Raw genomic sequence first — 24,419 nt, forward strand, 5'->3', positions numbered from 1 at the left:
CCGTTGTTTCTCCAGATAACGAAATTCTCACCGCCGCGCGCGTTGTTCGTCGCGTTTGCAGAACCTGATGAAAGGAAGGCGTTATCGGTAAATTTGATGATCGTATTCTCAGCAAGGTCAACCCAAGTCACGAATGCGAACGTATCAGGCGCGTTGTATTGGAACCCGAGGATAGACAAGTCGCCGATCGCCAAAATGCTTGGTCCTGCCACGATATCGGCGGTCAATCCTGTCGGTTGTGGGTTGATGATATAATTCAGTCCTGCAGCGCCACCGACGGTCGACGTAGAAGTGACAGCGATGTCAGTCCCGATTGCCGACTGTGCGAATGTTCCCGTTCCCACGAGCGTCGCGACATCGGGTGAAATCACGCCTTGTAGCGTTCCCGTGATCGTGGCCGCGGTAGTTCCGTCGAATGATTTGTCGACGGCTTGAGCATTTAGGATTGTCAATGAAGCAGGAGTGATGTCGGCCGAAACATCGGTCGGTTGGATCGCCGTGTAGTTTCCTGCCTGGGCGCCTGAAAGCGTATAACCTGAAACAGTGATAGGTTTTGACGTCCCAACGTTTTTGTTGTCGAAAAGTCCTGTCGGTGTTCCCGAAACCGTTACCGTGTCGCCCGCAAGTACGCCGTCCAATTCAGGAGTTCCTGAAACCGTAGCGTTCGCGTTTCCGTCGTAGACTTTATTTTGAGCCGTTACTCCGAAAACCGTAACCTGCAAAGGCGTGATGTCGGCAAAAAGACCTGTCGGCTGTGTAAGCGCGTAGTTCGTAGCGGCGCTTCCGGTCAACGTGAAAGCAGTCGTTACTTCGATGTTGATTGCTGCGTCCGATGTAGCGAAAAGCCCGTCGGCGTTAGAAAGCGAAACGTCGTCATTGTTTACGATTCCGATCAAATCACCGCCGATAATCGTCGCGATAGGATTTCCGTCGTACGGTTTGTCGCTCGCAACCGCATTCTCAACCGTCAATGTTTTTGCGGTGATGTCGGCGTTCAAACCCGTTGGTTGCGAAAGCGTATAGTTTGAAACTTCAGTTCCGCCAAGCGTCGATGTCGATGTGACTTCGATGTCTGTTCCGACGAATGCAGTCGCGAAATCCGCTGAAAGAGTTACCGTGACATCGTCTGAATTGATGACGCCTGAAAGCGTTCCCGTGATCACCGCGTCGTCATTCCCATCGTATTCTTTATTTTGTGCGGTAGCCGATGTGATCGTCAATTCTTTAGGAAGAACCATCAACGCCTGCGCGACCGGTTCAGCCGAATCGTACGTCAGATCGCCCGTTTGCGTAGCCGTTATGGTTGTCGAACCTGCGTTCAAAACCGTCACGACATTTCCTGAAACCGTCGCAACGTTTTCGTTTGAACTGCTATAAGAAACAGTCAGGTTGGAACTTGCCGAAGCCGTAAGGTTGAAAGCCGCAGTTCCGTAAGTTACGTCGGCCAAAGCCGCGAACGTAATGGTTTGATCGAGCAATTCGCCGGCTGAAATATTTGCCGTCAGGCCGGTCGGCTGCGTCAATGTATAGTTCGAAATGTCGCCCGTGATGAAACTCGTCGAAGTCACCGCGATGCCAAGCCCGACTTCAGGCGACGCGAACGTTCCCTGCAATGTCAGCACGACGTCGTCAGGCGCGATCACGCCGTCCAAAGTTCCCGTGATTACGGCCGTAGTGTTTCCGTCGTATACTTTGTTCTGGGCCGTCGCGTTTAGGATCGTGAGTGCTTTTGCCGTGATGTCGGCAGTAAGTCCTGATGGCTGGATCAGGTTGTAGTTCGCTGCATCGGCGCCGAAGATTGTCGAGAACGACGTCACCGGAATGTTGTTCGCCACAAACGAATTCGCAAATGATGCCGAGGCGTTCAAAACTACTTCATCGGGAGAAATCACGCCGTTCAAGGTCGCTGTCAGAATGGCTTCGTTCGATCCGTCGTATGTCTTGTCACTTGCTGAAACCGAAGAAAGCGTGAGGTCTTTCGGCGTGATGTCGGCCGTCAAACCCGTCGGTTGCGCAAGCGCGTAGCTCGATGCGTTCGTACCTGAAACCACGAGGTTTGAAGTCACGGCCTTCCCGTTTTCAACCAAGAAGTCCCCGAAAGTTCCGCCGCCTGTAAGCGTGATCGCGTCGCCGTTGACTGTTCCGACGGGAGTCGCGCCTGTGATGGTCGCCGCGATAGTCCTGTCGTACGTCTTGTTTTGCGCAGTCGCACCTGAAACCGTCAAGCCTTTTTGGGCAACCGTACTTGAAGCCGTCGCCTTATCAGACGTTGCTGTTCCCGATATGTGCGTGATATTTCCCGAATACGTTCCCGCAGGAGTCGTGGCGGCCAAACGCACATAGATGGTCGTAGTCGCAACCGATCCACTTGCTGGCGTCAATGTTTGCGACGTTGCGTACGTTCCAGTTGCCCCATTTTTGGAAATCTCGAATCCCGCAGGAGCCGTGATCGTGATGTCGGTAGTTCCGAGGTTGGAACCTGAAACCGTATATGACGTTGGAGTAGGCGATGCCGTACCGTACGTGGTGTTCACTGCTGACAAAGTTCCGATCGTCGCGATGGCCGGAACTGAAGCTCCCGTGGCTGAAAACGTTATGTCGTCTATGGCGAGGCCGTCGTCGTTACCCGCGTCGTTTATGTCGGTCCAGCGTATCACAAGATTTTGACCTGCGGGCCAGTTGATTCCCGTTACCGTATACGTCAATGTCGTCCTGAAACCCGCTGCGTTTCCGTCTTTCGCGGCATCAGCGGTAGTGTTGTTTACAGGTGCCGTAAAGTCAAGGTTCGATACATTCGTGAACGTACCTGACGTGACCGATGATGAATTGATCGCATAGGCAAACGTCAACTTGTTGAAAACAGCGCTTGCGTTTCCACCATCTCTCCACTGTTCGCCCGTGTAGGTCAACGTGAATTGTGTGAGCGGCGCCCCGGTGTCATTCGTAAAAACGGCTCCGTATTGAGAAGTCAGGCTGCCCGATGCGTACGAACCGAGTGCTCGCTCATTACTTGACGTCGCCCCGTAAAAAAACGTGTCGCCCGTACTTGACGTTCCATTGTCGACGCGTAAGTTGGCGCTGCCATTAGCATTTGCACCAGCTTCGACGAACTGCCAACCGCCCGGTAAAACTGAAGGAGCGATAAGCGTGCCGTTGGACGGAACCGGAGACAGGAGATCGTTGAAATTCTGTGTGTAGTCGGACGCCGCCGAAGAATACGAAATCTGTGCGTTACCGGTCGATAAAACCAGAAGCGCAACTAGCAATGTGAAAAGGCCCATGAAGCGCCTTTCCGGCAGTGTCGCGAGATTTTTTCTCCCGACGCCAGCCTTCCCAAAAGTTTGATTCAAATCAGAATCGGGTAAAGTTGATTTCATTTATTGATTGTTTAATTATTTGTTTTGAGTCGCTAAATTATATCGTTGGAGACACAATGCCCGAACCTGAATGTTATCGCTTCGTTAATAAAAAACGATGTGGCAGGTCAGCGTTTTTCTGGGCATTTTGTCGATATTTTTTGGTTGCGGAATTTATAGGATCACTTTTTTGGTGACGATTTTTCCTGCATCGGTCGTGACTTGCACCACAAACATTTGTTGCCTGGCTTCGAACGGAAATGCGATACGGTCGCTCGCGATGTTGTTGAATCCGACGAGTTTCTTCCCGTTCAAATCGTAAACCGTAACATCGGTCAAGATCACGCCATTCGATCGTACGACGGCATTCTGCGAATCGCGATATACGATGATGTCATTTTCGCCAACACCGAAATTTGGATTCCCAAGCAATCCGTTTTCATAGTGGATCACGAACCGATCGTCAAAAGTTCCCGCCTCGGTTTCAAAGCTATACGACGAATCTTTGAGGTTGTGGATAACGCCCAGCAATTTGTCTTCGAGGAAAATATCCTCGTCATCGAACAAGCCTTGGGTTTGCATCAGATTGATCTCGTATGTTCCCGCCGCGTTCGATCGGAATCCCATCGGAACGACATCGGAAGGGGAAAACGGCAAAGCGCGACCTTGTATCGAAAGTTTTTGCGCCTCGAGGATCGAATAGAAATTCGCCGACACCGAACTCTCGAAAAGCTGTCCGTCATAACCGTTGTCGAAACCGTTCGTCGCCCCGTCTATGTAACCCAGAAGCGCTTGCTTGTAAAAGCCGTCGGCGTTTTTGAACTCGAGCCAAAAGCGATCTTTCTGCGTGGATGCGCTCCTGAAGAATTGGTCGTTGTTGCCCACGACGCGCATCGAATTTTTGAGTTTGGCCGTACCTGTCGCGATTCCCTTTATGAAAAACGATTGGCCGGCCGCGATGTAGCCGTTCGGAACGCTGTTGTTCGCACCGTTTGAAGGAGCCGTTCCCGTTCCGCCGGTGTAATTGTACGTCGCGTAATCGCTGAAGATGTATTGCAGGTTCGTGACCGCCGTGTTGTGCGTCCACAAGTAGATCGTGGTTCCGGTTCCAAGTGCGGCCGCATTTTCGCTGTCGGACATCAACAGGTCGGCATCGATCGCGCTCGGATATGGATTTCCGACGAGATTGAAATCGTGCGCGCCGTTCACGATGATCGGAACCGTGAATTCGCCGTTATTCGGTACGCCGTTGAAATTCGCGTGATAGACGACGGGCATGAACTGGTCATAATCATCGGGACCTCTAAAAATATAGCCTTTGCCCGGATCCATCGTGGTCGTATTCGGATTCGCATTCACCCAGGCATAGGTCGTGGCGTTGAACCAATAGAACTTATCCTGGCGCGTCAACGGAGAAACATTGATGAGCAACTGGTTTTGCACAGGCGACGCCCAATAGGTGTAATCGAATTTGCGGATCGGCGTCGTGTCGCGCTTGTACTGGATGTTTCCGATGTTCGCGACGTTATTCGTCTGTACCAGCGAAGCATTGTTCTCGAACGTCAGTGTACCTGCGTTGATCGTCAACGAGTTGAGCAATACGAGCGAATCGTCGGGCTGGAAATTCACGTTGCCCGAATTCACGATGGACGCGCATCCGATCAAATCACCGTTTGAGATATAGTCGCCTTCAAAGACGATGGTCTTTGTACCGTCGGGCGCGCCGTTGCTCCAGCTAGATCCGTTCCAGGTCGTCGAATTCAAGGCGATCGTCACCACGTTCGAAAACGCCACCGAACAGCCCGGATATTGCACGACTGCCCTGAAATAAGTGGTTTGGGAAATAGTTCCGATGTTGGCCGATGTCAATGTCGAAGCAGTAACGGCAATATCGCTCACGTTCACGGTAAACGCGAAATCGTCGGCTCTTTGCCATTTGACGATGTTTCCCGTTTGTCCGATGAGGTTCAGGCCTGCGGCAAGCGATCCGCCACAAATGATTTGGTCGGCAGAAATCGTTCCCGCAACCGTCGCGGGCAAAACGGTAAACGCGCCTGAGACCGAGCTCTTGACCGCCGGCGTACAGGCGCCGCTCACGATCACATAATAATATAAAGTCCCGACGGTAGCCGACGATGGCGTGTAAGAAGAACTTGTCGAACCATTTGCAATTTCAGAAGCCGAAGCGAGTTGCGTTCCGCCCGAATTGGAAGCTGTCGCATTGCTGTACCATTGATACGTAGCGTTCGTTCCCGTCGCCGTCACCGAAACAGGCGAAAATGCCGTTCCCTGACAAGTCGTCTGTAAAGCCGTGCCGGGCTGGCCGCCGATTGCCGGAGCCGTGTTCCGTGTAAATGTGTACGGTCCGGCGACTTTCGTGCAACCGTTCCCGTTCGTGTACGAATATGTAAAAGTCGTCGATGGACCCGAATATGAGCTTCCGATGCTATAGATTCCGCCCGCGGGAGATCCGCCCGTCATCGTCACGGCTCCGGTTGAGCAGGTCGCGATATTGGTGGCCGAAACGGTCGGCAATGGATTTACGGTGATCACAGCCGAACCTGAATTTCCCGTTCCCACTACGCTGTTCGCGTTCGTAACCGACACGATAGAATATGTCGTATTGGTTGTCGGAGAAACCGGAATATTGGTATTGCTTACATAATTATTGATCGTGAAAGTCGTGCTGCCGTTCGAATATACGAGCGTAAATGGGCCGGTTCCGCCCGTGATCACAGCCTTGATGCTGGCCGATCCGCCTGTGCAGATTGCCGTCGTTCCGCTCATGACCGATGCCGTCGGACCAGGAAGCAACGTTCCCGTGAATGCGACGTTATCAAATCTCCAGGTTCCGACCGTACTTGCGGCTACCGCGGGATCCTCGACGCTTCTGAATTCGGTGGTTCCATTGTAGAACGCCGCCACGATCCGCACTCCGAAATTCGGATTGTTATTCGCTCCGGTGATCGATGACAGGTTTACGGTAAGCCTACGGAAACGGTCGCCCTGCGTATTGGTTTGGAAACGTCCGCCGTTGAACGAGCCGTCGCAATTGCCTGTATTGACGCCGTTCATCGCGAAGTTTATCCACGTCGATCCGTTGAGCGTATATTGAAGTCGGACCGTATTCGGAGCCGTGTTAGACCAACGTTGGTCCCAAGTGAAGTAGATGTTTTGATAGCCTGCGGTCGAAGCTGAAAACTGTGCTCCGTTGCTTTCGTTCACACTTCCCGGATTAAACGGGTTGAATGCCCAGGCCGATTGTCCTGAAACCTGCGCCCCGCAACCCGTGCCCGTCATTCCTGTTTGGATCAACGGTGTTATCGTGCCGCCTCCATTATTTATGATGGCCGAGGTTCCCGTTCCGATGTTGGGCGTAGGATTCGTGATGCTTCCCAGTTGAGGTTCGTAAGTCCACGACGCAATTTGCGCGCTGGAAGTTACGCCTAACAGTAATAAAAAAATTGACAGAAGTATCGAAAAATACGTTGATCGTAAAGATTGTCCCATTATGCCTCAGTTTGTTTGCGAGGTAAATGTATACAAGCTGTCAACTCCTACCCAAACAGTTGAAATTATACTATCGTTAACGAATTGTAAACATGCACTTAGGCGACGCTTTTGTGTAATTTGTCGATATCCGAGCATAAAAAAACCGATGAGTCGTATCATCGGTTTCTTACATTATTTTTTCTTCTTCTTGCTTTTCGCTTTTTCTTTCTTTTTAGCCTTCTCTTTTTTTGCCTTTTCCTTTGCCTTTTCTTTCTTCTTCTTGGCCTTTTCTTTTTCGCGGGCTTTTTCCTTTTCCTTTTCCTTTTCCTTTTTGGCTTTTTCCTTTTCGGCCGCCTTCGCTTTCGCCTTCTTCTCTTTGTCCTTATCCATTTTCTTCGTTTTTTTCTTTTTCTTCGGCTTTGCTTCGACTTGTGCAATTAGAGTAACGTTGTCAGTAGACGGAGTTTTTTGCTCAATTGTTTCGGTTTCAGGAATCATTTCAGTATGCTCTTCGGCCGACGTTTCCGCGACCGCAGGTTGAACTTCAGGAGTTGACGCCTGATTCGTTTCTTCGTCCTTTTGCGCCGCTGATGTCGTGGCCGGTTTTCTTCTTACTGCCATATGGCTATTGATTTTGGTTTTCGTAAAAGTACGGCTAAATAAAACGCGCCAATGTTAAGTTTTACTTGTCCGACCGACTTCAAAAAAGCCGTTTCCAAATAAAAATTCATCAATGTTCGTGTTCGCCTCCGCCTTTCATCGCCGACAACAGATAAAACGCGCCTTTCGTCACGATTCTCGCATCGGCTGGGATATTCTCGAGGAATTTGATAGCCGTGTAACCCAGATCAGTAGTTCCCGGGACGACCTCGACAGCCATGAAATGCACCTCTTTATGCGTCGTTGCATGTTGTTTTTCGTCGACGTGGTTTTCGTCAAGCACAAAAACGAAATATTTTTCGGCGTTACGAACCACGGCATCTTTCGGGAGCGCCGGCAGCGTCGAATTTTTAATGTTGATGTTGGCCGACACATACATGCCTGAAATCAAGCCTTTAGCGTTTTCCTCATTGATTTTCGCATGTACCGCAACCGTCTTGCTCTCGTTCGAAAACGATTTGTTGATGCCGAAAATCTTGCCTTTGATCGCTTTATTCGATTGGTTGGTCAAGACGAAATCGACTTCCTGTCCGATCGAGATGCTGCCCAAATCTTTCTCGTACACGTTCAAGTCCAGATGCATTTGGCTGTTGTCGACGATTTCGATAAGCGGAATTCCCGTTTCAGCGAACGCACCTTTCGAGATGTTTATCTTGCCTACATAACCGCTGATCGGAGAAACCAACGGAAACACCGAGCTATTGCCGCCAACGCTCACGTTCAACGCCTGTAGTTTCGATTTGGCCGACTGGGCGCGCGATTTCTCGACAGCCAATTTCGACTTGACTTCCTGAAAGGTTTTGCGGGGATTCACGTTCTCGTCGCTCAGGGTTTTTTGTCGGTTGAACTCCAATTGCAGGTATTCGATGTTCGCCATGGCCGAATTATATTCCTCGCGGATTTCGACAACTTCAAGATTTTGTATGGTCGCGAGCACTTTTCCCTTGTTGATGAACGTGCCTTCAAGTACGAAAATATCTTTCACGACACCACTCATGAGCGCCGACACGTTCGCGGCGTTTTGGGGCGGAACTGTCGTGTAGCCGTTCGCCTTGATCACCGCGTTGAGGTTGCGGTTTTCCACGATTCCCGTTTCTATGCCGATGGTCTTGAATTGGTCTTCCGTAAGCGTGACCTCATTTTCCGGGGTTTCATCATGACTTTCTTCGGCTTCTGTTTTTTTGTCATTGCAAGACGCAAATGCGAACAACAGCGAGGTCGTAACGATTGCGAGTTTTATTTTCTGGATGGTTTTCATATGTCGTTTCATGTCTTATTCGTTGGAAACTGATGGGAATTGGAGATTGATCGCACTCTGGTTGTACAGGTTCAGGGTTTCGGCGTATTGTTTTTTGATGTCGATCGCCTGGTTCAAAAATCCGATGTAAACCCAATAACCCATGTCGCCGTTGGCATAGCTTTTTTGTGCCGTCGCGATGATTTGTTCGGCGTATTGCGTGCCTTCATTCTTGTAGTATTCGAGTCCTTTTTTCTGTTTTTCGAATTCGTTTTGCAATTCCTCGCGCTTTAACCTCATTGCGATCTTGCTTCTTTCGAGCTCAAACTGCGTTTGTTCGGCACCGATGGTCGACGCCTTTGCACGCGCTTTGTTGGCTCCACCGAACAACGGCAATTGCACGCCCGCGAAGATTCCCTGATAATAGAACTGCGTATCAATGCTTTGGGCGAAATAGCCCATTCCGACTTTTGGCAATCGCATCGCCTGAAATGCCTTGGCTTCATTTTGATATACCGAGATTTGCTGTTGATATAAACCGTAAAGCAATCCATCGGGTTTTGTATTGTCGATTGCGTCAGTCATTTGATATTCGGGCGATTGCGTTTCGATCGGAACGATATTTTCGTCGGTCTGAAGGAAATACTGCAACTGCTTTGCGTAGATGTCGAGGTCATAGACGAGTTGGGCCTCGCGCGTCTCGATTTCCTTCATCTTGGCTTTGGCGCTGATGACTTCGATTTTTCCGCTTTCGCCCGTCTCGAACCGCAGTTCGGCATTTTTGAGAAACTTCGTGTAGATGACGGCCAGTTCGGCATTGAGTTTTTTAACCGAGACGCCGTACAAATATTGGTAATAGGCGAGGGAAACGGCCTTCTCGATCTCGTATTCCGATATTGCCTTGCGCTTTTCGGCGAGCTTCACCAGTTCCTGTTGAAGCCGACGGTTCGGTCCAATGGTTCCGACAGGAAAATATTGCTGAATTGAGATATTGTGGTCGTAATCGGCGCTGTTGAACTGTCCGCCCTGATATTGGACCTGCAGCGGCTCTGATTGGAAAGCCGTTTTTTTAAGTACCGTCTGTTTCTCGATTTCCTTGGTCGCGACCTTCAATTCACTGTTGTTTTGCCTGGCGATAGAAATGGCTTCGGGCAAGGAAACCTGCCTGGTTTGAGCAAATGACGCGCCCGTCGCGACCAGCAGCAAAGCGGTCAAAGCCTTTTTTGAAAATTTCGTTTTCATTTTCATTCCGTTTTCAGATAATAGATATAAGATCGGCAATACGATCAAGGTCAGTAATGTTGCCGACAACAATCCGCCGATCACCACGGTGGCCAACGGTTTCTGGACTTCGGCGCCTCCGCTTGTGGAAAGTGCCATCGGCAGGAAACCCAGCGATGCGACCGCGGCAGTCATGAGCACCGGGCGCAAACGCACTTTCGTTCCCGTGATGACGCGTTCCAGCGCATCATCCATGCCTTCAGCCTTTAATTGGTTGAAATACGAGATTAGTACGATCCCGTTCAGAACCGCAATACCGAACAACGCGATGAATCCGATTCCCGCCGAGATACTGAACGGCATCCCGCGCAACGAAAGCGCGAAAACACCGCCAATGGCCGACAATGGAATCGCCGTGAAAATAAGCGCGGCCTGCCTGAAACTGCGGAATGTGAAATACAACAATATCAGGATAAGCCCGAGCGCGATAGGCAACGCGACCGACAAACGTTTGTTGGCTTCGATGAGGTTTTCGAATTGCCCGCCGTACGTGATGTAGTAACCTGCGGGAAGCTCGTAGCCCGATTCGAGTTTTTGCTGGATTTCCTCCACGACGCTTTTCACGTCGCGTCCTCGTACATTGAGACCGACAGTGATCCTTCGTTTGCCGTTCTCACGAACGACCTGAACGGGACCTTGTTCATATTCGATCGTCGCGACTTGCGAGAGTGGAACCTGTTGGCCGTTGGGCAACGGGATGAACAGGTTGCTGACGTCCGAAAGATCGGTGCGGTTTTCCTTTTCCATTCGCACGACGACGTCGAAACGTTTGTTGTCCTCATAGATTTTGCCCGCGATTTCACCCGCGAACGACGAGCGGATTATTTCGTTGATGTCGGCGATATTCAATCCGTAGAGCGCAATTTTGTTGTAGTCGTACTTGATCGTGATCTGAGGCAAGCCCGTTACTTTGTCGGCCTTCAAGTCGCCTATGCCGTCGATTTTCCCGATTTTGAGGATCATTTCTTTGGCCTTGCCGTCGAGCACTTCGAGGTCGTCCCCGAAAATCTTTATCGCGATGTCGCTTCGGCTTCCCGTCATGAGCTCATTGAAACGCATTTGGATGGGTTGGGAAATCTCTATCGACGCGCCCGGAATCTTTTCCATTTCCCGTTTGATCAGCTCGGCAAGTTCTTCCCAATTGTCGGCACTCGTCCATTCGCTTTTCTCCTTGAGTACGATGATGAGGTCGCCGCTTTCGATAGGCATCGGGTCGGTTGGGATTTCGCCGCTTCCGATCTTGGTCACGATGGTTTTTATTTCAGGGAATTTAGCCTTGAGCATTTTCTCGTACGCTGTAGTGGTTTTCACCATCTGCGACAAGGAACTTCCCGTCATGATCGTCGCGTTTATGGCGAGGTCGCCTTCTTCGATCGTCGGGATGAATTCGCCTCCCATTCGGTCAAAAAGCAACGCCGCGACCACGAACAGGGCAAGCGAAACGGCGAGCACGGTTTTCTTGAGCGCCAATGCTTTTTGGAGCAAAGGCGAATAGAGGCGTTCAAAACGCGCCATCATGCGGTCGCTGAAATTTGTTTTGTGCTCGGTTTTCTTGGAGAGGAACAGAGCGCTCATCATCGGGACGTAGGTGAGTGAAAGCAGGAATGCGCCGATTACAGCGAAACCGACCGTGAGCGCCATCGGTTTGAACATTTTTCCCTCGGTGCCGACCAAAGCTAAGATCGGAACATAAACGATGAGGATTATGATTTCCCCAAAAGCCGCGCTATTCCGGATTTTCGACGCCGATTCGAACACTTCGGAATCCATTTCCGATTGTGTCAACCGGCCTGTGCGCCTAAGTTTGAGCAGATGATGCATCGTAGCTTCGACGATAATAACGGCTCCGTCCACGATGATTCCAAAGTCGATCGCGCCCAGGCTCATGAGATTACCGCTTATGCCGAATGCGTTCATCAGGATTACCGCAAACAGCATCGCCAACGGAATCACCGATGCGACGATTAAGCCCGCGCGCAAATTGCCCAGGAACAGAATCAGCACGAGGATTACGATCAGCGCACCTTCAATGAGATTTTTCGTAACGGTTCCCACGGCATGGTCGATGAGCTTTCCGCGATCGATGAACGCTTCGGCCGTGACGCCTTTGGGCAATGTCTTGTTGATCTGTACCATGCGATCCTTGACGCGCTCCACGACCTCGCTTGAATTCGCGCCTTTGAGCATAAGCACGAGTCCGCCCACGATTTCGCCCTTGCCGTCTTTGGTAGTCGCACCGTATCGAATCGAAGTTCCCTCGCTCACTTGCGCTACGTCGCGTATCAGAACGGGCGAACCATTCCTGTTCTTGACCACGATGTTGCCAAGATCGCTGATTCCCGCCGCCATTCCCACGCCTCGGATGAAATAGGCGTATTGGTCTTTTTCGATGTACGCGCCTCCCGTATTCTGGTTGTTCTTTTCAAGCGCGTCGAATATTTCAGAGATCGTGACGCCCGAACTGTTGAGTCGGTTCGGGTTGACCGAGATTTCGTATTGCTTGAGGTAGCCGCCCCAGGTTGAAATTTCGGCCACGCCTTCGATTCCCTGTAATTGCGGGATGATGATCCAATCCTGGATGGTGCGCAGTTGTGTCGCATCGTATTTTGTCTCGTATCCTTTTTGGGCGTAGACGTCGTATTGGTAAATTTCTCCCAAACCTGTCGTGATCGGTGAAAGTTCAGGAGAACCGGCGTATTCGGGGATGTTTTCCTCGGCGTCCTTGAGTCGCTGAAATACTTGTTGACGCGCCCAATAGATATCGGTTTCCTCTTTAAAAACGACCGTGACTACCGATAATCCGAAACGCGAAATACTGCGCAGTTCAATGACGTTCGGAATTGTCTTCAGCGATTGTTCGACGGGATAGGTGATGAGTTGTTCGACTTCCTGGCTCGCCAATGTTGGAGCGGTCGTGATTACCTGGACTTGGTTGTTCGTGACGTCGGGCAGCGCATCGAGCGGCAATGTTTTCAATGAATAGCTTCCCCAACCGACCAGGATCAGGGTCAGCAACAGTATAACAAGTTTATTCTTTATACTGAATTGTATAATTCGGTCTAGCATGACTACATAATGAATGAGTAAAATCGAAAAGATTCCTGTTCGCGTAAGGTCGCGACTTGTTTACCCGTAATTACACGGGCGTCATTATGCTATCTGTGGCGGTTGCCAGATGCTACCTGAGAAGGAAGAGGCGAAAGGCGAAGTGTAATGGATTTCCTGCCTGATCGCAATTTCTAAGATGATCGCGGCCTGAAATGTTTGGATGTTTTCAAAAGTCAAAATTTGGGCGCCGCAGCAATTGCATACGCAAAAGGGAGAGCATTGGTCAGCGTGGGATTGGTCGTGATTCTCGTGATCGGTGAGAATCCGCACAGCATGGGCATCATTTTTCGTGACGTTCGAATCTGCGCAAGGCATACCTGAAAGGATCAGGAGAATAAACGACAATATGATGCTTGCTGTTTTCACTTCGGTAAAAATAGTAATTTATTTCAATCTGTGGATTTGCCGGCAAAGAAGTGTAATGCAATAAAAAACGGGAGAAACTTTTCAAAATCTAAGTTTCTCCCGTCCAGTGGAATCGCCGGGAATCGAACCCGGGTCCAAACAAGCAACTAATGGGCTTTCTACACGCTTATTTCCCGATTGGATTTTCGATGTCACGCTTGGCCAGGAAACAGCCACGAAACACTTATCTCCTTAAATTTCGAAAGTCCCGCGGAGCAAAGAACAATCTAGGTTTATTTTTACGGTTCTCCTTGACGGAACGCCACAAACCAGGGCTTTCCAGGAGAATTCAGCCTTCCTACCTGGTAGGAACGTGGATTAATCTTACTTTATTCAGATTAAGCAGCCAAAGCGTAGTTATTCTCGCCGTGTAAAAGTGTTGCAGCTTGGGATTAACGTGAATTGCTGCCTTCACGACGTGCTTACCGATCAATTGGTCTTGCTGTCAAAACCAGTCGACCCCAATTGTTTTGCAAAGGTAATTGAGAATGGACAATTGACAATTGATAATTAACAATTAATAATTAATAATTATTGGGGAGCTGTTCCCGCTGTTTGCTGTAGCCTTGCGTTGCAATTTGGTTTTTGCCCGCATTGTAAGTGGCTTCCTGCGGTCGCCCTTAAAACGCGGCAAAATCTCAAATTCCAATCGCAAGGGCTGCCGCTTCCATCGGGGCTAGGTCAATACCATTTGGACGAATCTTCGCTGCACTTTGCACCTTGCACTCTGCACTTCCTCAAAACCAAAAGATCCTTCAACGTTTCGATTCGTTCTCGAGATGGAGTTTGTACAGTTGCGCCAAATCCGAAAGCTTGTCGAATTTGTCGGAATATTTGACCGGCACTTCGGTCTTCCCTAAAGTAAACGACGTCAATTCACCCGATGCCATTTTCTCGCGCAGCGCGTCGGTCATGGGAATTGCGGCCGTGAGTTCGAGATTTTCAGATCCTTGCATGCAAAAAACTTCAATCTCGGGAAAGCGCAGTACACTTCCGTCGGTGAACAAAAGCACGACGCCTTTTGTGCGCTCACACGGTTTTGAAGCCACGCGCAGCACGAAATTGTTTTGGTTTTCATCGGGCGTTCGGTAAAATGAAACGCCTATCGAACCCTGGGCTTTTATATTGAGGTAAATCTCCTCCAAATTCAAACCGTTGAGTTTCCAGAACGGCGTCTGGCCGAAACAACTTGCCGAGATAAGGAGCACAAAAAGTAGTTTTTTCATGTACGGATACTATTAAAACAAAAGTGAATTTTCAGGAGCAATTCCCGCTGTTCGCTGTAGCCATTCGTTCTTAAAACGAATTTCCTCTGCACTTTGCACTTTGCGCTCCCTCAAAATCCGCGCTCGTCCCTGACCAATTTCTGCAACAACACGAAATTTTCGTTCTGCTCTTTGAATTTCACGGGCGTCTTTACATTTCCGATAGTGAATTCCAGGATTTCCTTTCCTTCAAGAATCTCTTCAAGTTTCGCAGTCAACGGAATTCGTGCTACCATATTTGCAATCGCGGGATTGAAAGCGCCGCATTCGATCACGGCGTCTGAGAATGTCAGGATCTCACCATTCACGAGTCGTAGCCTTAATCCTTTAAGGCCGTTGCAAGCCGGAGTCGAAGTGCGGAAAACCAATTTTTTATCCTGTTCCGCAGGCGATTTGAAAGTGGAAATCATGATCGAACTTAAGGGTTTTTCGAGTTCCATCTCAAAATCGACCTGAAACTGGGGATCGCGTTTCGCCGAAGTCTGCGCATTCGCAAATCCGATTACAAAAACAAAAGCAAGTACAATGTTTTTCATGGTGAAGTTTTTTAGGTTCTCAAATATAACGCAAAAGTCAACCTGTCTATTATTTCAGTATCAAATCGATGCGGAAAAAAAGCGTGAGAAAAGATTTAGGTTTTAAAAACACTCACGAAAAATGTGAGGGAAAATTCTAATTTGAAAAACACTCACAAGAAGTGTGAAAGAAATTTTTGAAGACAAACCTCCACACTATATTCACAAACTGAGTTTTCCAGTCGAATATACCAAGCGAAAAGCTTTCCCAGCGCAGCGTTTCCAAATTCCACAGCGCAGCATGTCTAAAGCGACGCGTGTCGATAGCGAAGCGTGTCTAAAGCGAAGCGCGTCTAAAGCAACTCGTGTCTAAAGCGCAGCGTGTCTAAAGCGAAGCGTGTCTAAAGCGAAGCGTGTCTAAAGCATAGCGTGTCTATTCCAAAACATCATCCTTATCCTTCTTAAACGGGTAATCCCCAAACAATGGCGCCAACTTCCTAACCATATACGGTTTGCGCGAAAACTTATTCGAAAGCGCCACGAACATCACTTTTTCCTTCTTCAAATTCACGTACGCCGACGTATTGCCGTGCCACCAACCGTTGTGAAAGTAAAAATGCTGGCCCGTAACCCATTCGATCATGCGAATCCCGAGGCCGTAGTTCTTCTCGCCTTTGTGCTCATAGCTGTATCCGACGTACGCCTGCTCGATGAGTTTCGGATTTAAAAAATCAGGAGAATAGCGCGCCATGTCGAACTTCATCAAATCGCGCGGTGTCGAATAAATGTTTTTGTCGCCGTAAACCGCATCGAGGAAATCCATGCCGATCTCGACGCCGTTTCCTTTGTACGAAGGAATGACTTTCTTGCGATCCTTTTCGTAATCCATCACGAATGTATCTTTCATGCCAAGCGGATCGAAAATCATGCGCTTCATCGCCGCGGGATATTTCAAGCCGGTTTCCTTTTCGATGATCAGCGCGAGCATCGCATAATTCGTGTTGCAATACGCGAAACTCTTGTCGGCCGGGCGATCCAAAGGAGTGTTGAACTTGATGAACAGGTCCAAAATATCACGGTTGGTCAAGATGTCCTTCTTGTTCCAGATTTCCTTTCGGTCAGCGTAATACGCGTAATTCGTAAGGCCGCTGCGATGGTTCAGTAACATGCGAACGGTGATCGCGGGGTACGGAAAGTCGGGTAGGATAGTGTTGACCTTTTGGTCGAGCTCGATGCGTCCTGCGTCGATCAATACCAGGATCGCGGTCGCGGTGAGCACTTTCGTGACCGACGCGATGTGTAAAGGCGTGGAGGCCGTCATAGCGATGTCGCGGTTCTTGTCGGCGATTCCCTGATACTTTTCGTACACGATCTGGCCGTTCTTGACCACGATGAAACTTAAATTTTCCTTATCGCTTTTCCAGTTCTTGTCCACGAATCTCTCGATGGCTTCGCGCTTTTTCCCTTTGTACTCGGGCGTAAGTTTCGGCCCCGTGATCTTGTAGGCGTCCATGTGTGGCAGCGTGTCGTTGTTTTTTTGCACGGTCGTCTTACCTTCGACGGGCGTTTCTTTTTTACATCCGCCGAGCAGCAAAGCAACAAACAAAAGACTATATAGGGAGCAGGCAATCCTGGAATTCATTCTCAAAAACATATAAAGCAAATATAACCAAACGGGTTGTTTCGAAAAGACGGTAGTTGTTAATGATTTTTTAAACTTTGTAACAAACACGCCGCAATACGTTGTAATTCAACAAAAAAATCCAAGTTTTATTGTGGATAAAAAAAGTTTTGACAACGATTTCGTAAACCGTACTTTTGGCACCGAAATTACAACGAACATGAAATTCGGAATCATAAGGGAACGCAAGAACCCGCCCGACCGCCGCGTGGTTTTTAGCCCCGAAGCGCTTGAAAAACTGCAAGAACAATGGCCTGAAGCCCAGATAAAAGTCGAATCTTCGCCGATCCGCATCTTCGGGGATCAGGAATATACCGACAAGGGTTTTGAAGTTACGGACGATGTCTCCGATTGCGATGTCCTGATCGGCGTCAAGGAAGTTCCCGTCGACGAACTCATCCCGAACAAAAAATACTTCTTCTTCTCGCACACGATCAAGAAACAGCCGCACAACCAAAAATTACTCCGGGCGATCCTCGACAAGAAAATCGATTTGTACGATCACGAAACCATCGTTAAGCCTGATCATACAAGACTTATCGGCTTCGGGCGTTATGCGGGAATCGTAGGCGCTTACAACGGAATCCGCGCGTTCGGCCTGAAATTCGAGCTTTTCGACTTGCCCAAAGCCGAAACACTTCGCGGCATGGACGAAATGGTGCAACGTCTAAAACGCATCACGTTGCCGCCCGTGAAAATCGTGCTTACGGGTTTCGGAAAAGTAGGAAGCGGCGCGAAGCACATCTTGGATGCCGTGAAAATAAAGGAAGTTTCGGTCGATGATTTCCTCAATAAGAAATATTCCGACGCTGTTTACACGCATATCGACGTACTGGATTATAACATCCGCATCGACGGAAAAGATTTGGGCAAAGAAGATTTTTACGCTCATCCTGAGGAATATGTATCCAATTTCGAGCGGTTCACGAAAGTGTCCGAAATCTTTCTGGCGGGGCATTTTTACGGAAACGGCGCACCTGTTATCCTGTCGCGCGAAATGCTGTCGAAACCTGACAACAAGATCAAGGTAGTCGCCGATATCTCGTGCGATGTCGCAGGCCCGATAGAATCCACGTTGCGTTCCTCGACGATAGCCGAGCCGCTGTACGGATATTATCCCGTTGAAAATAAGGAAGTCGATTTCTTCCATCCGGGCGCGATCGTCGTCATGGCGGTCGACAATTTGCCGTGCGAATTGCCCAAAGACGCGAGCGAAGGTTTCGGGGAAATGTTCCTCGAGCACGTGATTCCTGCGTTTTTCAACGGCGACAAGGACGGTTTGCTTGAGCGCGCCAAAATTACCGAAAACGGCCACTTGACCGAGCGTTTCTCGTATTTACAGGACTACGCCGGCGGCAATTGACCGAATCGGTTTCTTCAAGTCGTAAATTCTTATATTTGGACAAAACCTGCGGCAGTTGAAAACTCGTCTTAAATTCCTGTTCCTACTTTTCATCGCTTTCGGAGCGCGTGCGCAGGAATTGTTGCCGTTCGTGGAGAACTTCACCAAGTCACAATACAACGGCGACAATCAGGTTTGGAGCATTGCCCAGGGCGACGACAATGCCATGTATTTTGCGAACAATCATTATTTCTTGCGTTACGACGGCGTGAATTGGGAACGGTATGCGCTGTCGAACAATACGATCATTCGGTCCGTATTCGTGGACGGCGACAAGGTTTACACGGGTTCATACAATGATTTTGGGTACTGGAAGCGCGTGGCAGGCAAGATGGTCTACACATCGCTCGCCGTCGACAAAAAATATTTCAGCGAGTCGGACAACGAAGAGATCTGGAAAATTTTCAGCTTCGGAAACAAGCTGTATTTCCAAACCTTCAACGAGGTTTTCATCCTCGACAAGAAGACGAATGACGTAGAAAAGGTCAAGTTTCCGTATCAGATTTCGTATTGTTACGTCGCGGGGAATGAAGTCTACGTAGCCACGGTGCGCCACGGCATTTACGTGATGCGCGACACCAAATTCATCAAGAAAGAACGCTGGCTTGCCATTGAAGGCGATGTAATCCACAACATTGAATCGTTCAAGGGAAAGATTTATGTCTTTACGAAAAACAAAGGAATTTTCGTTGAAGAATCGGGTGAATTGATCGCGTGGAATAATCCGGTAAACAATAGATTGAAGAACGATATCGTTATATCGGCGAAATTCGTCGGCAGCGATGTGCTCGCGATCGGAACGGGCTTGCAGGGATTGTATCTCCTTAACTTGAAGAACAATACGTATCGGAACATCAATCGTGAAAACGCGATAAAGAACAACGCGATCCTGTCGCTCGCCGTAGATAAGGAAAACGATCTGTGGCTGGGTCTCGATAACGGTATCGCGCATGTTGAGATCAATTCGCCGGTGGAAGTATTTTCAGACAATTCGGGAATCGTGGGTTCGGTCTACGCGCTGTATACGATGGGTAACGGATTCATTTTCGTGACCAACCACGGGATTTTCACGTATCGCGACAATCAGTTGCAGCCGATCCCGAATTCGCAAGGCCAGGTTTGGGACATCTACAAACACGACGACAGGTTCGTGATCGGCCACAACGACGGAACCTATGTTTTCGACGGAACCGAATTGCGTAAAATCAATACCGTGAACGGAGGTTGGAAATTCCTGAAAAGCGACGTCGATGGCGTTTACTATCAATCGAATTATTCGGGAATCGCGCGCTACAAGGACATAAACGATCTTTCTAAATATCAGATTTTGCCCGGATTTACGAAGCCGGTCCGCAACATCGCCCAAAACAAACCGCTGGAATTATGGGCAGCCGATTATTACCGAAGCTTTTACAGAATCACGTTCGACGCGGATTTCAACGTCAGGAAAATCGAGAATATCTCTCGTCTTAATGGGATCGAGAACGATTACGGCGTGAAAATCCTAAAGTACAGGAATGAGCTGCTTTTCCTGATCAACAAAACCTGGTATACGTATAATTCGATTTCAGGCAAGCTTGTCAAGGATCCGGTTTTCAATGCGGCATTCAAGAATATTTCAGACATCATTCCCGTGGACGACGAGAGTTTCATAGTCCAGAACGACGAGCTGTTGTACGTGATCACGCAGTCGGGCAACCAATTCAAGTGGGAGTTGATTCCCGAGAAATATTACCAGGGCAAAGTCATCTTTGAAAATACGAAAGCGTACAAGTCAGGCGATGTGATCTATTTGAACCTCGACGACGGCTTCATCTCGTACAAACCCAAAGGGAACGCGGCAAAACAGCGCATTTCAGTTGAAGGTTTTTACAACGGCGATTTGATTACCGACGACACCTCGATCAAATACAATCAACCCGTGGAGTTGCACGTGATTTCGCAATATTTCGGCTTTAATCGGCCTAATCTGTATTATCGGCTCAACGAATCGGGCGACTATCTCAGGGTAAACCGCGGCCACCTGATCCTGAATAACTTGAGCGGCGGCACGCAGAATGTAAGCATTTACTCGTTCGATGGGAAGCGGTACGTCAAAGTCACCGATTACAAATTTTACGTGAACGTCCCGTGGTATTTTTCAATTTGGATGGTGTTGATCTACATCGCGGTCATCGCGGCAATCTTCTTCTTTTATTACCGATGGAACCGCTTCCGCACCAATCAAAAACTGGAATTGAAAGAAGAGGAACTCAAGCATCAGCGCGAGATCATAGAAATCGAATTGTCGAGGCAGAACGAACTCAACATGCAGGAGTACGAAAAGCACATTCTCGAGCTTGAGGTACAGACGAAATCGTCGGAAGTCGCCGGTAAGTCACTATCGATCGCCAAGCAGAGCGAGATGATTGAGAATATTGAGAAAATACTTGACAGCGAAGTCAACATCGGAAAATTAAAAAGCGAGATCAAAAAAGTCATCAAGTTCAATTCCTTGAATAAGCACGAGTGGGAATCATTCGAGTCTAACCTGAGCCAAATCCACAACGAATTTATCAAGAGCTTGTCGCGTCGGTTTCCACAACTTACCTCAAAAGACATACGTTTATGCATTTACCTACGCATGAATCTGTCTTCAAAAGAGATAGCGCCACTGATGAATATCTCTTTTCGCGGCGTCGAATTGCACCGCTATCGTTTGCGTAAAAAACTTGGCATTACCGCCGACGTGAACATTTCCAAATACATGCTTGGGATTTAATCCACATCGAAATTGTTCATATCGTATTTTGAAACACATTTTATTGCGTTTTTCGAATACATCAACACTACATCATTCATATTGCTTTACCTTATCATAATATCTTGTTAAACATTCTGTAAATCAATTATTTGTAAATTTATAGTTGTTAAATGATGTAGTGGCGTAGTAGCGCATCGTTAACAACTATAACGTTTGAATTTTTTAACTTGCCGTTGCTAACTTTTTAACAAATTAATTACATGAGAAATTTTATCTTTTGTTGTTTCGCGTTGCTTATGCTTCCGGCATTTGCGATGGCGCAAACGATTAAGGGGAAGGTGCTGGATGAGGCCGGCCTGCCCTTACCTGGAGTAAGTATCGCGAATATTGCTTCGGGCGCAAACACGATTACCGATATTGACGGTAATTTCTCCATCGCTGCAAACGCTGGCGACAAGCTGAACTTCTCGTTCGTCGGCTACTTGGATCAATCGGTTCCGGCTGCGGCTGAAATGAACGTGAAAATGCAGGTTTCGAGCACTGAACTGCAGGAAGTTGTGGTAAGCATCGGTTACGGAACGGCCAGCAAACGCGATTTGACGGGATCGATCGTCAAAGTAAGCGGTAAGGAAGTCGCCGACAAGCCGAACACAAATCCCGTAGCATCGCTGCAAGGAAAAGTTGCGGGACTTACCGTAGTGAACAGTGGCGCACCAGGTCAACAGCCTGACATTAGGATTCGCGGTACGATCAGCCGTTACAAGACGCAACCTTTGTTCGTGATCGACGGAATCTTCAACGACAACATGGATTACGTAAACCCTAACGATATCGAATCGATGGAAGTCCTAAAAGATCCTTCGTCGTTGGCGATTTTTGGGGTCAGGGGAGCGAACGGTGTAATCATCGTTACGACTAAAAAAGGAGTAATGGGAAAAACGATCGTCAATTTCGCTACATCTACAGGCGTCAAGACCATAACCGATACGCCTGACGTGACGAACGGCCCGCAATTCCGCGCGCTTTACGACCAGCAACGTATCAATCAGGGCGCAGATCCATATCCTTATTACAATCTGTACAACGCCAATACGAATTGGGTCGATGAGATCAAGGAATCATCACCTATGATTACGATCTACAACTTGTCTATCTCTAATGCCAACGATAAGAACAGAATTTATTTCGGTGCGGGTTATACTGAGGAAGAAGGTCTGATCAAATACGAGAAACTCAAGAAGTTTACGTTCAACGTAAATGACGAACTCAAAGTAAGCAACCGAATTAAAGTCGGTGCCGGATTGAACGGTTACGATGCGCGTTTACCGCAATTGCACAATTTTATTTCAGCATTGAACGCGACTCCATTGGTGGCGCCATTCAACGCCGAGCAAGGCCTGTACAATCAGTTGCCGAGCGAACTGGGCGGTGCTCAGATCGGAAACCCCGTAGCTGATCTCGAAGAAAAAAGAGATACGCAACTTAACCGCACGACGCGTTTCGTAGGGAATGCATTCGCCGAGATCACGATCCTCGACGGATTGAAACTTCGCGGAACCTATCTTGCCGATTTCAATTTTTCAAAAGGACGCGGTTATACGCCAGTTTTCAACGTGTATTCGGCTGAAAGCGATGAGGCGACTCCATATGGAGGTAACCAAATTACATCGGTTACGCAATACAAGAGTGATTTCCAGCAATTACAGCAAGAATTGTTGTTGACGTACGACAAGACTTTCGGAAAGCACGAATTCAAAACGTTGTTCGGTTACACAAGAAACGAATTGACGTACAGCTCGATGAACGGACGTGTAAACCAATATACGAACGCCGGTGCGGTCGCGATTCCGAACGATCCACGCTTTTGGTACATCGACGTTTCTCCATACGGCGATCCATTGTCACGTGTTTCTGATTCAGACGAATACGTAAGCGGAACAGTTTCTTATCTTGCCCGTATGCTTTATAACTACGACGGAAAATACCTTTTGAATGGTTCGATCCGCCGGGACGGTTCTTCAGAATTGCGCGAGTGGCAAACGATGTGGTCTGTGGGAGGCGCATGGGAAATCTCGAAGGAAAAATTCATGAGCAACCAAAAAGCATTTGATTTCTTGAAGATCAAAGGTTCGATAGGCGAGTTGGCGAATGCGTTTACGCCGATCAGATATCCTACCTATCCTGGATTCGTTCCGGGTGCTGAAGCGGTATTGGGTACCGAGCCTGGTCCAGGTCAACTTGCGGTGCCGTCATTCGTCGACGCATTCAGCGAGAATCCTAATTTGCGTTGGGAAAAAGTACAGTCGTATGAAGTCGGCCTCGAATTGGCGAGCTTCAGAAACAGATTTTCGTTCGAAGCGAATTATTATCACAAGACCACGAAAGACCTTTTGAGTTTCGTGACTTTGGGATCTGAAAGTTTCTTTGTCAATGCTGGGGAAATCATCAATAAAGGATGGGAATTTTCAGCTAGTTGGAAAGATAAAGTAGGAGATTTCACATACTCTCTATCCGGAAACATCACGACGATCGACAACGAGGTAAGTTCAGTATTCACTGACGGTTTCCAAATCTTCGACGGACAGTCGATCACAACGGCCGGTTTGCCGATCGGATCTTTTTACGGATATCAAGTGGAAGGCGTCTATCAATCGTACGCCGATATCCTTGCGTCTCCGCCAAGTTCATTGGGAAGCTATGACGTCGGGGATTTAAAGTACAAGGATAGAAACGGAGACGGTGTGGTAAATCAGGATGACCGTGGCGCAATTGGAAACCCAACGCCTGACTTCACTTACGGTGCATCATTGAACATCGCATGGAAAGGGCTTTCCTTGGGAGTGGATCTTCAGGGTGTTTATGGAAATGAAATCCAACGCGATTGGGGCAACGGATCAACATTCGCACAATTTAACTACAGAACCGCGCGTTTGAACGCATGGAATGGGGCCGGAACATCGAACTGGGAACCACGTCTGAACGATGCGTCTGGATACAACTCCAACAACAACTTTTCTACATATATGATCGAAGACGGAAGTTACGCGCGTCTACGAAATATCCAATTGGGTTACGATTTCAAACCCGACTGGATCAGCAAAGCGTACTTCCAAAGCCTTCGTTTGTACGTAAACGTACAGAATGCCGTAACTTGGAGTAAAAATTCAGGTTTCACGCCTGAATTCGGAGGTTCACCTACGCGTTTTGGAGTAGATACCGGCGGTTATCCGGTTCCAGCTGTTTATTCTATCGGACTTAATGCTACATTCTAAAA

At 48.5% G+C, this 24,419-nt stretch carries 12 protein-coding genes and 1 other RNA gene; 3 read left to right on the forward strand and 10 right to left on the reverse strand.

All coding sequences use genetic code 11. The features are described 5' to 3' along the window. From EOO50_RS14765 to EOO50_RS14805, 10 genes are all read right to left on the reverse strand, one after another. Positions 1-3,377, reverse strand: a 3,377-nt coding sequence (locus EOO50_RS14765) for a YDG domain-containing protein (protein WP_290841053.1), incomplete at its 3' end; no start/stop codon positions are given. 153 nt (positions 3,378-3,530) lie between these two features. Continuing rightward, positions 3,531-6,866, reverse strand: a complete 3,336-nt coding sequence (locus tag EOO50_RS14770) for a hypothetical protein (RefSeq protein ID WP_290841054.1) — start codon at positions 6,864-6,866, stop codon at positions 3,531-3,533. A gap of 174 nt (positions 6,867-7,040) precedes the next feature. Next, entirely contained in the window at positions 7,041-7,469 is a 429-nt protein-coding gene (locus EOO50_RS14775; protein ID WP_290841055.1) for a hypothetical protein, read from the reverse strand. Positions 7,470-7,578: 109 nt separating this feature from the next. Then, positions 7,579-8,778, reverse strand: a complete 1,200-nt coding sequence (locus tag EOO50_RS14780; RefSeq protein ID WP_290841056.1) for an efflux RND transporter periplasmic adaptor subunit — start codon at positions 8,776-8,778, stop codon at positions 7,579-7,581. A 3-nt stretch (positions 8,779-8,781) separates the two neighbouring features. Then, positions 8,782-13,092, reverse strand: coding sequence for a CusA/CzcA family heavy metal efflux RND transporter (locus tag EOO50_RS14785; RefSeq protein ID WP_290841057.1), 4,311 nt, complete (start codon positions 13,090-13,092; stop codon positions 8,782-8,784). 84 nt (positions 13,093-13,176) lie between these two features. After that, on the reverse strand, positions 13,177-13,500 hold the full coding sequence (locus tag EOO50_RS17725; RefSeq protein ID WP_363331765.1) for a DUF6660 family protein: 324 nt from the start codon (positions 13,498-13,500) through the stop codon (positions 13,177-13,179). A gap of 104 nt (positions 13,501-13,604) precedes the next feature. Continuing rightward, positions 13,605-14,002, reverse strand: a transfer-messenger RNA (tmRNA) gene (ssrA, locus tag EOO50_RS14790). A 292-nt stretch (positions 14,003-14,294) separates the two neighbouring features. Then, positions 14,295-14,765: a hypothetical protein gene (locus tag EOO50_RS14795; protein WP_290841058.1), complete on the reverse strand. Its 471-nt coding sequence runs from the start codon at positions 14,763-14,765 to the stop codon at positions 14,295-14,297. Positions 14,766-14,875: 110 nt separating this feature from the next. Next, positions 14,876-15,340: a hypothetical protein gene (locus tag EOO50_RS14800; RefSeq protein WP_290841059.1), complete on the reverse strand. Its 465-nt coding sequence runs from the start codon at positions 15,338-15,340 to the stop codon at positions 14,876-14,878. A 412-nt stretch (positions 15,341-15,752) separates the two neighbouring features. After that, the gene (locus tag EOO50_RS14805) at positions 15,753-16,961 is read right to left on the reverse strand and encodes a serine hydrolase domain-containing protein (protein WP_290841060.1); all 1,209 of its coding nucleotides are present in this window, start codon (positions 16,959-16,961) and stop codon (positions 15,753-15,755) included. A gap of 199 nt (positions 16,962-17,160) precedes the next feature. Between EOO50_RS14805 and EOO50_RS14810 the strand changes: the two genes are divergently transcribed. The 3 genes from EOO50_RS14810 (at position 17,161) to EOO50_RS14820 (ending at position 24,417) form a co-directional block, all read left to right on the forward strand. Further along, the gene (locus EOO50_RS14810; protein ID WP_290841061.1) at positions 17,161-18,363 is read left to right on the forward strand and encodes an NAD(P)-dependent oxidoreductase; all 1,203 of its coding nucleotides are present in this window, start codon (positions 17,161-17,163) and stop codon (positions 18,361-18,363) included. Positions 18,364-18,418: 55 nt separating this feature from the next. Continuing rightward, positions 18,419-21,163, forward strand: coding sequence for a histidine kinase (locus EOO50_RS14815; RefSeq protein WP_290841062.1), 2,745 nt, complete (start codon positions 18,419-18,421; stop codon positions 21,161-21,163). A gap of 242 nt (positions 21,164-21,405) precedes the next feature. After that, complete coding sequence (locus tag EOO50_RS14820; protein ID WP_290841063.1) at positions 21,406-24,417, forward strand: TonB-dependent receptor; 3,012 nt, start codon at positions 21,406-21,408, stop codon at positions 24,415-24,417. Positions 24,418-24,419 lie beyond the last annotated feature (2 nt).

The organism is Flavobacterium sp. (assembly GCF_004211145.1).
Classification (GTDB): Bacteria; Bacteroidota; Bacteroidia; order Flavobacteriales; family Flavobacteriaceae; genus Flavobacterium.

Coding starts and splice junctions, on each gene's coding strand:
- EOO50_RS14770 (WP_290841054.1), bottom strand. CDS start 6,866: ATGGGACAATCTTTACGATCAACGTATTTTTCGATACTTCTGTCAATT.
- EOO50_RS14775 (WP_290841055.1), bottom strand. CDS start 7,469: ATGGCAGTAAGAAGAAAACCGGCCACGACATCAGCGGCGCAAAAGGAC.
- EOO50_RS14780 (WP_290841056.1), bottom strand. CDS start 8,778: ATGAAACGACATATGAAAACCATCCAGAAAATAAAACTCGCAATCGTT.
- EOO50_RS14785 (WP_290841057.1), bottom strand. CDS start 13,092: ATGCTAGACCGAATTATACAATTCAGTATAAAGAATAAACTTGTTATA.
- EOO50_RS14795 (WP_290841058.1), bottom strand. CDS start 14,765: ATGAAAAAACTACTTTTTGTGCTCCTTATCTCGGCAAGTTGTTTCGGC.
- EOO50_RS14800 (WP_290841059.1), bottom strand. CDS start 15,340: ATGAAAAACATTGTACTTGCTTTTGTTTTTGTAATCGGATTTGCGAAT.
- EOO50_RS14805 (WP_290841060.1), bottom strand. CDS start 16,961: ATGAATTCCAGGATTGCCTGCTCCCTATATAGTCTTTTGTTTGTTGCT.
- EOO50_RS14810 (WP_290841061.1), top strand. CDS start 17,161: ATGAAATTCGGAATCATAAGGGAACGCAAGAACCCGCCCGACCGCCGC.
- EOO50_RS14820 (WP_290841063.1), top strand. CDS start 21,406: ATGAGAAATTTTATCTTTTGTTGTTTCGCGTTGCTTATGCTTCCGGCA.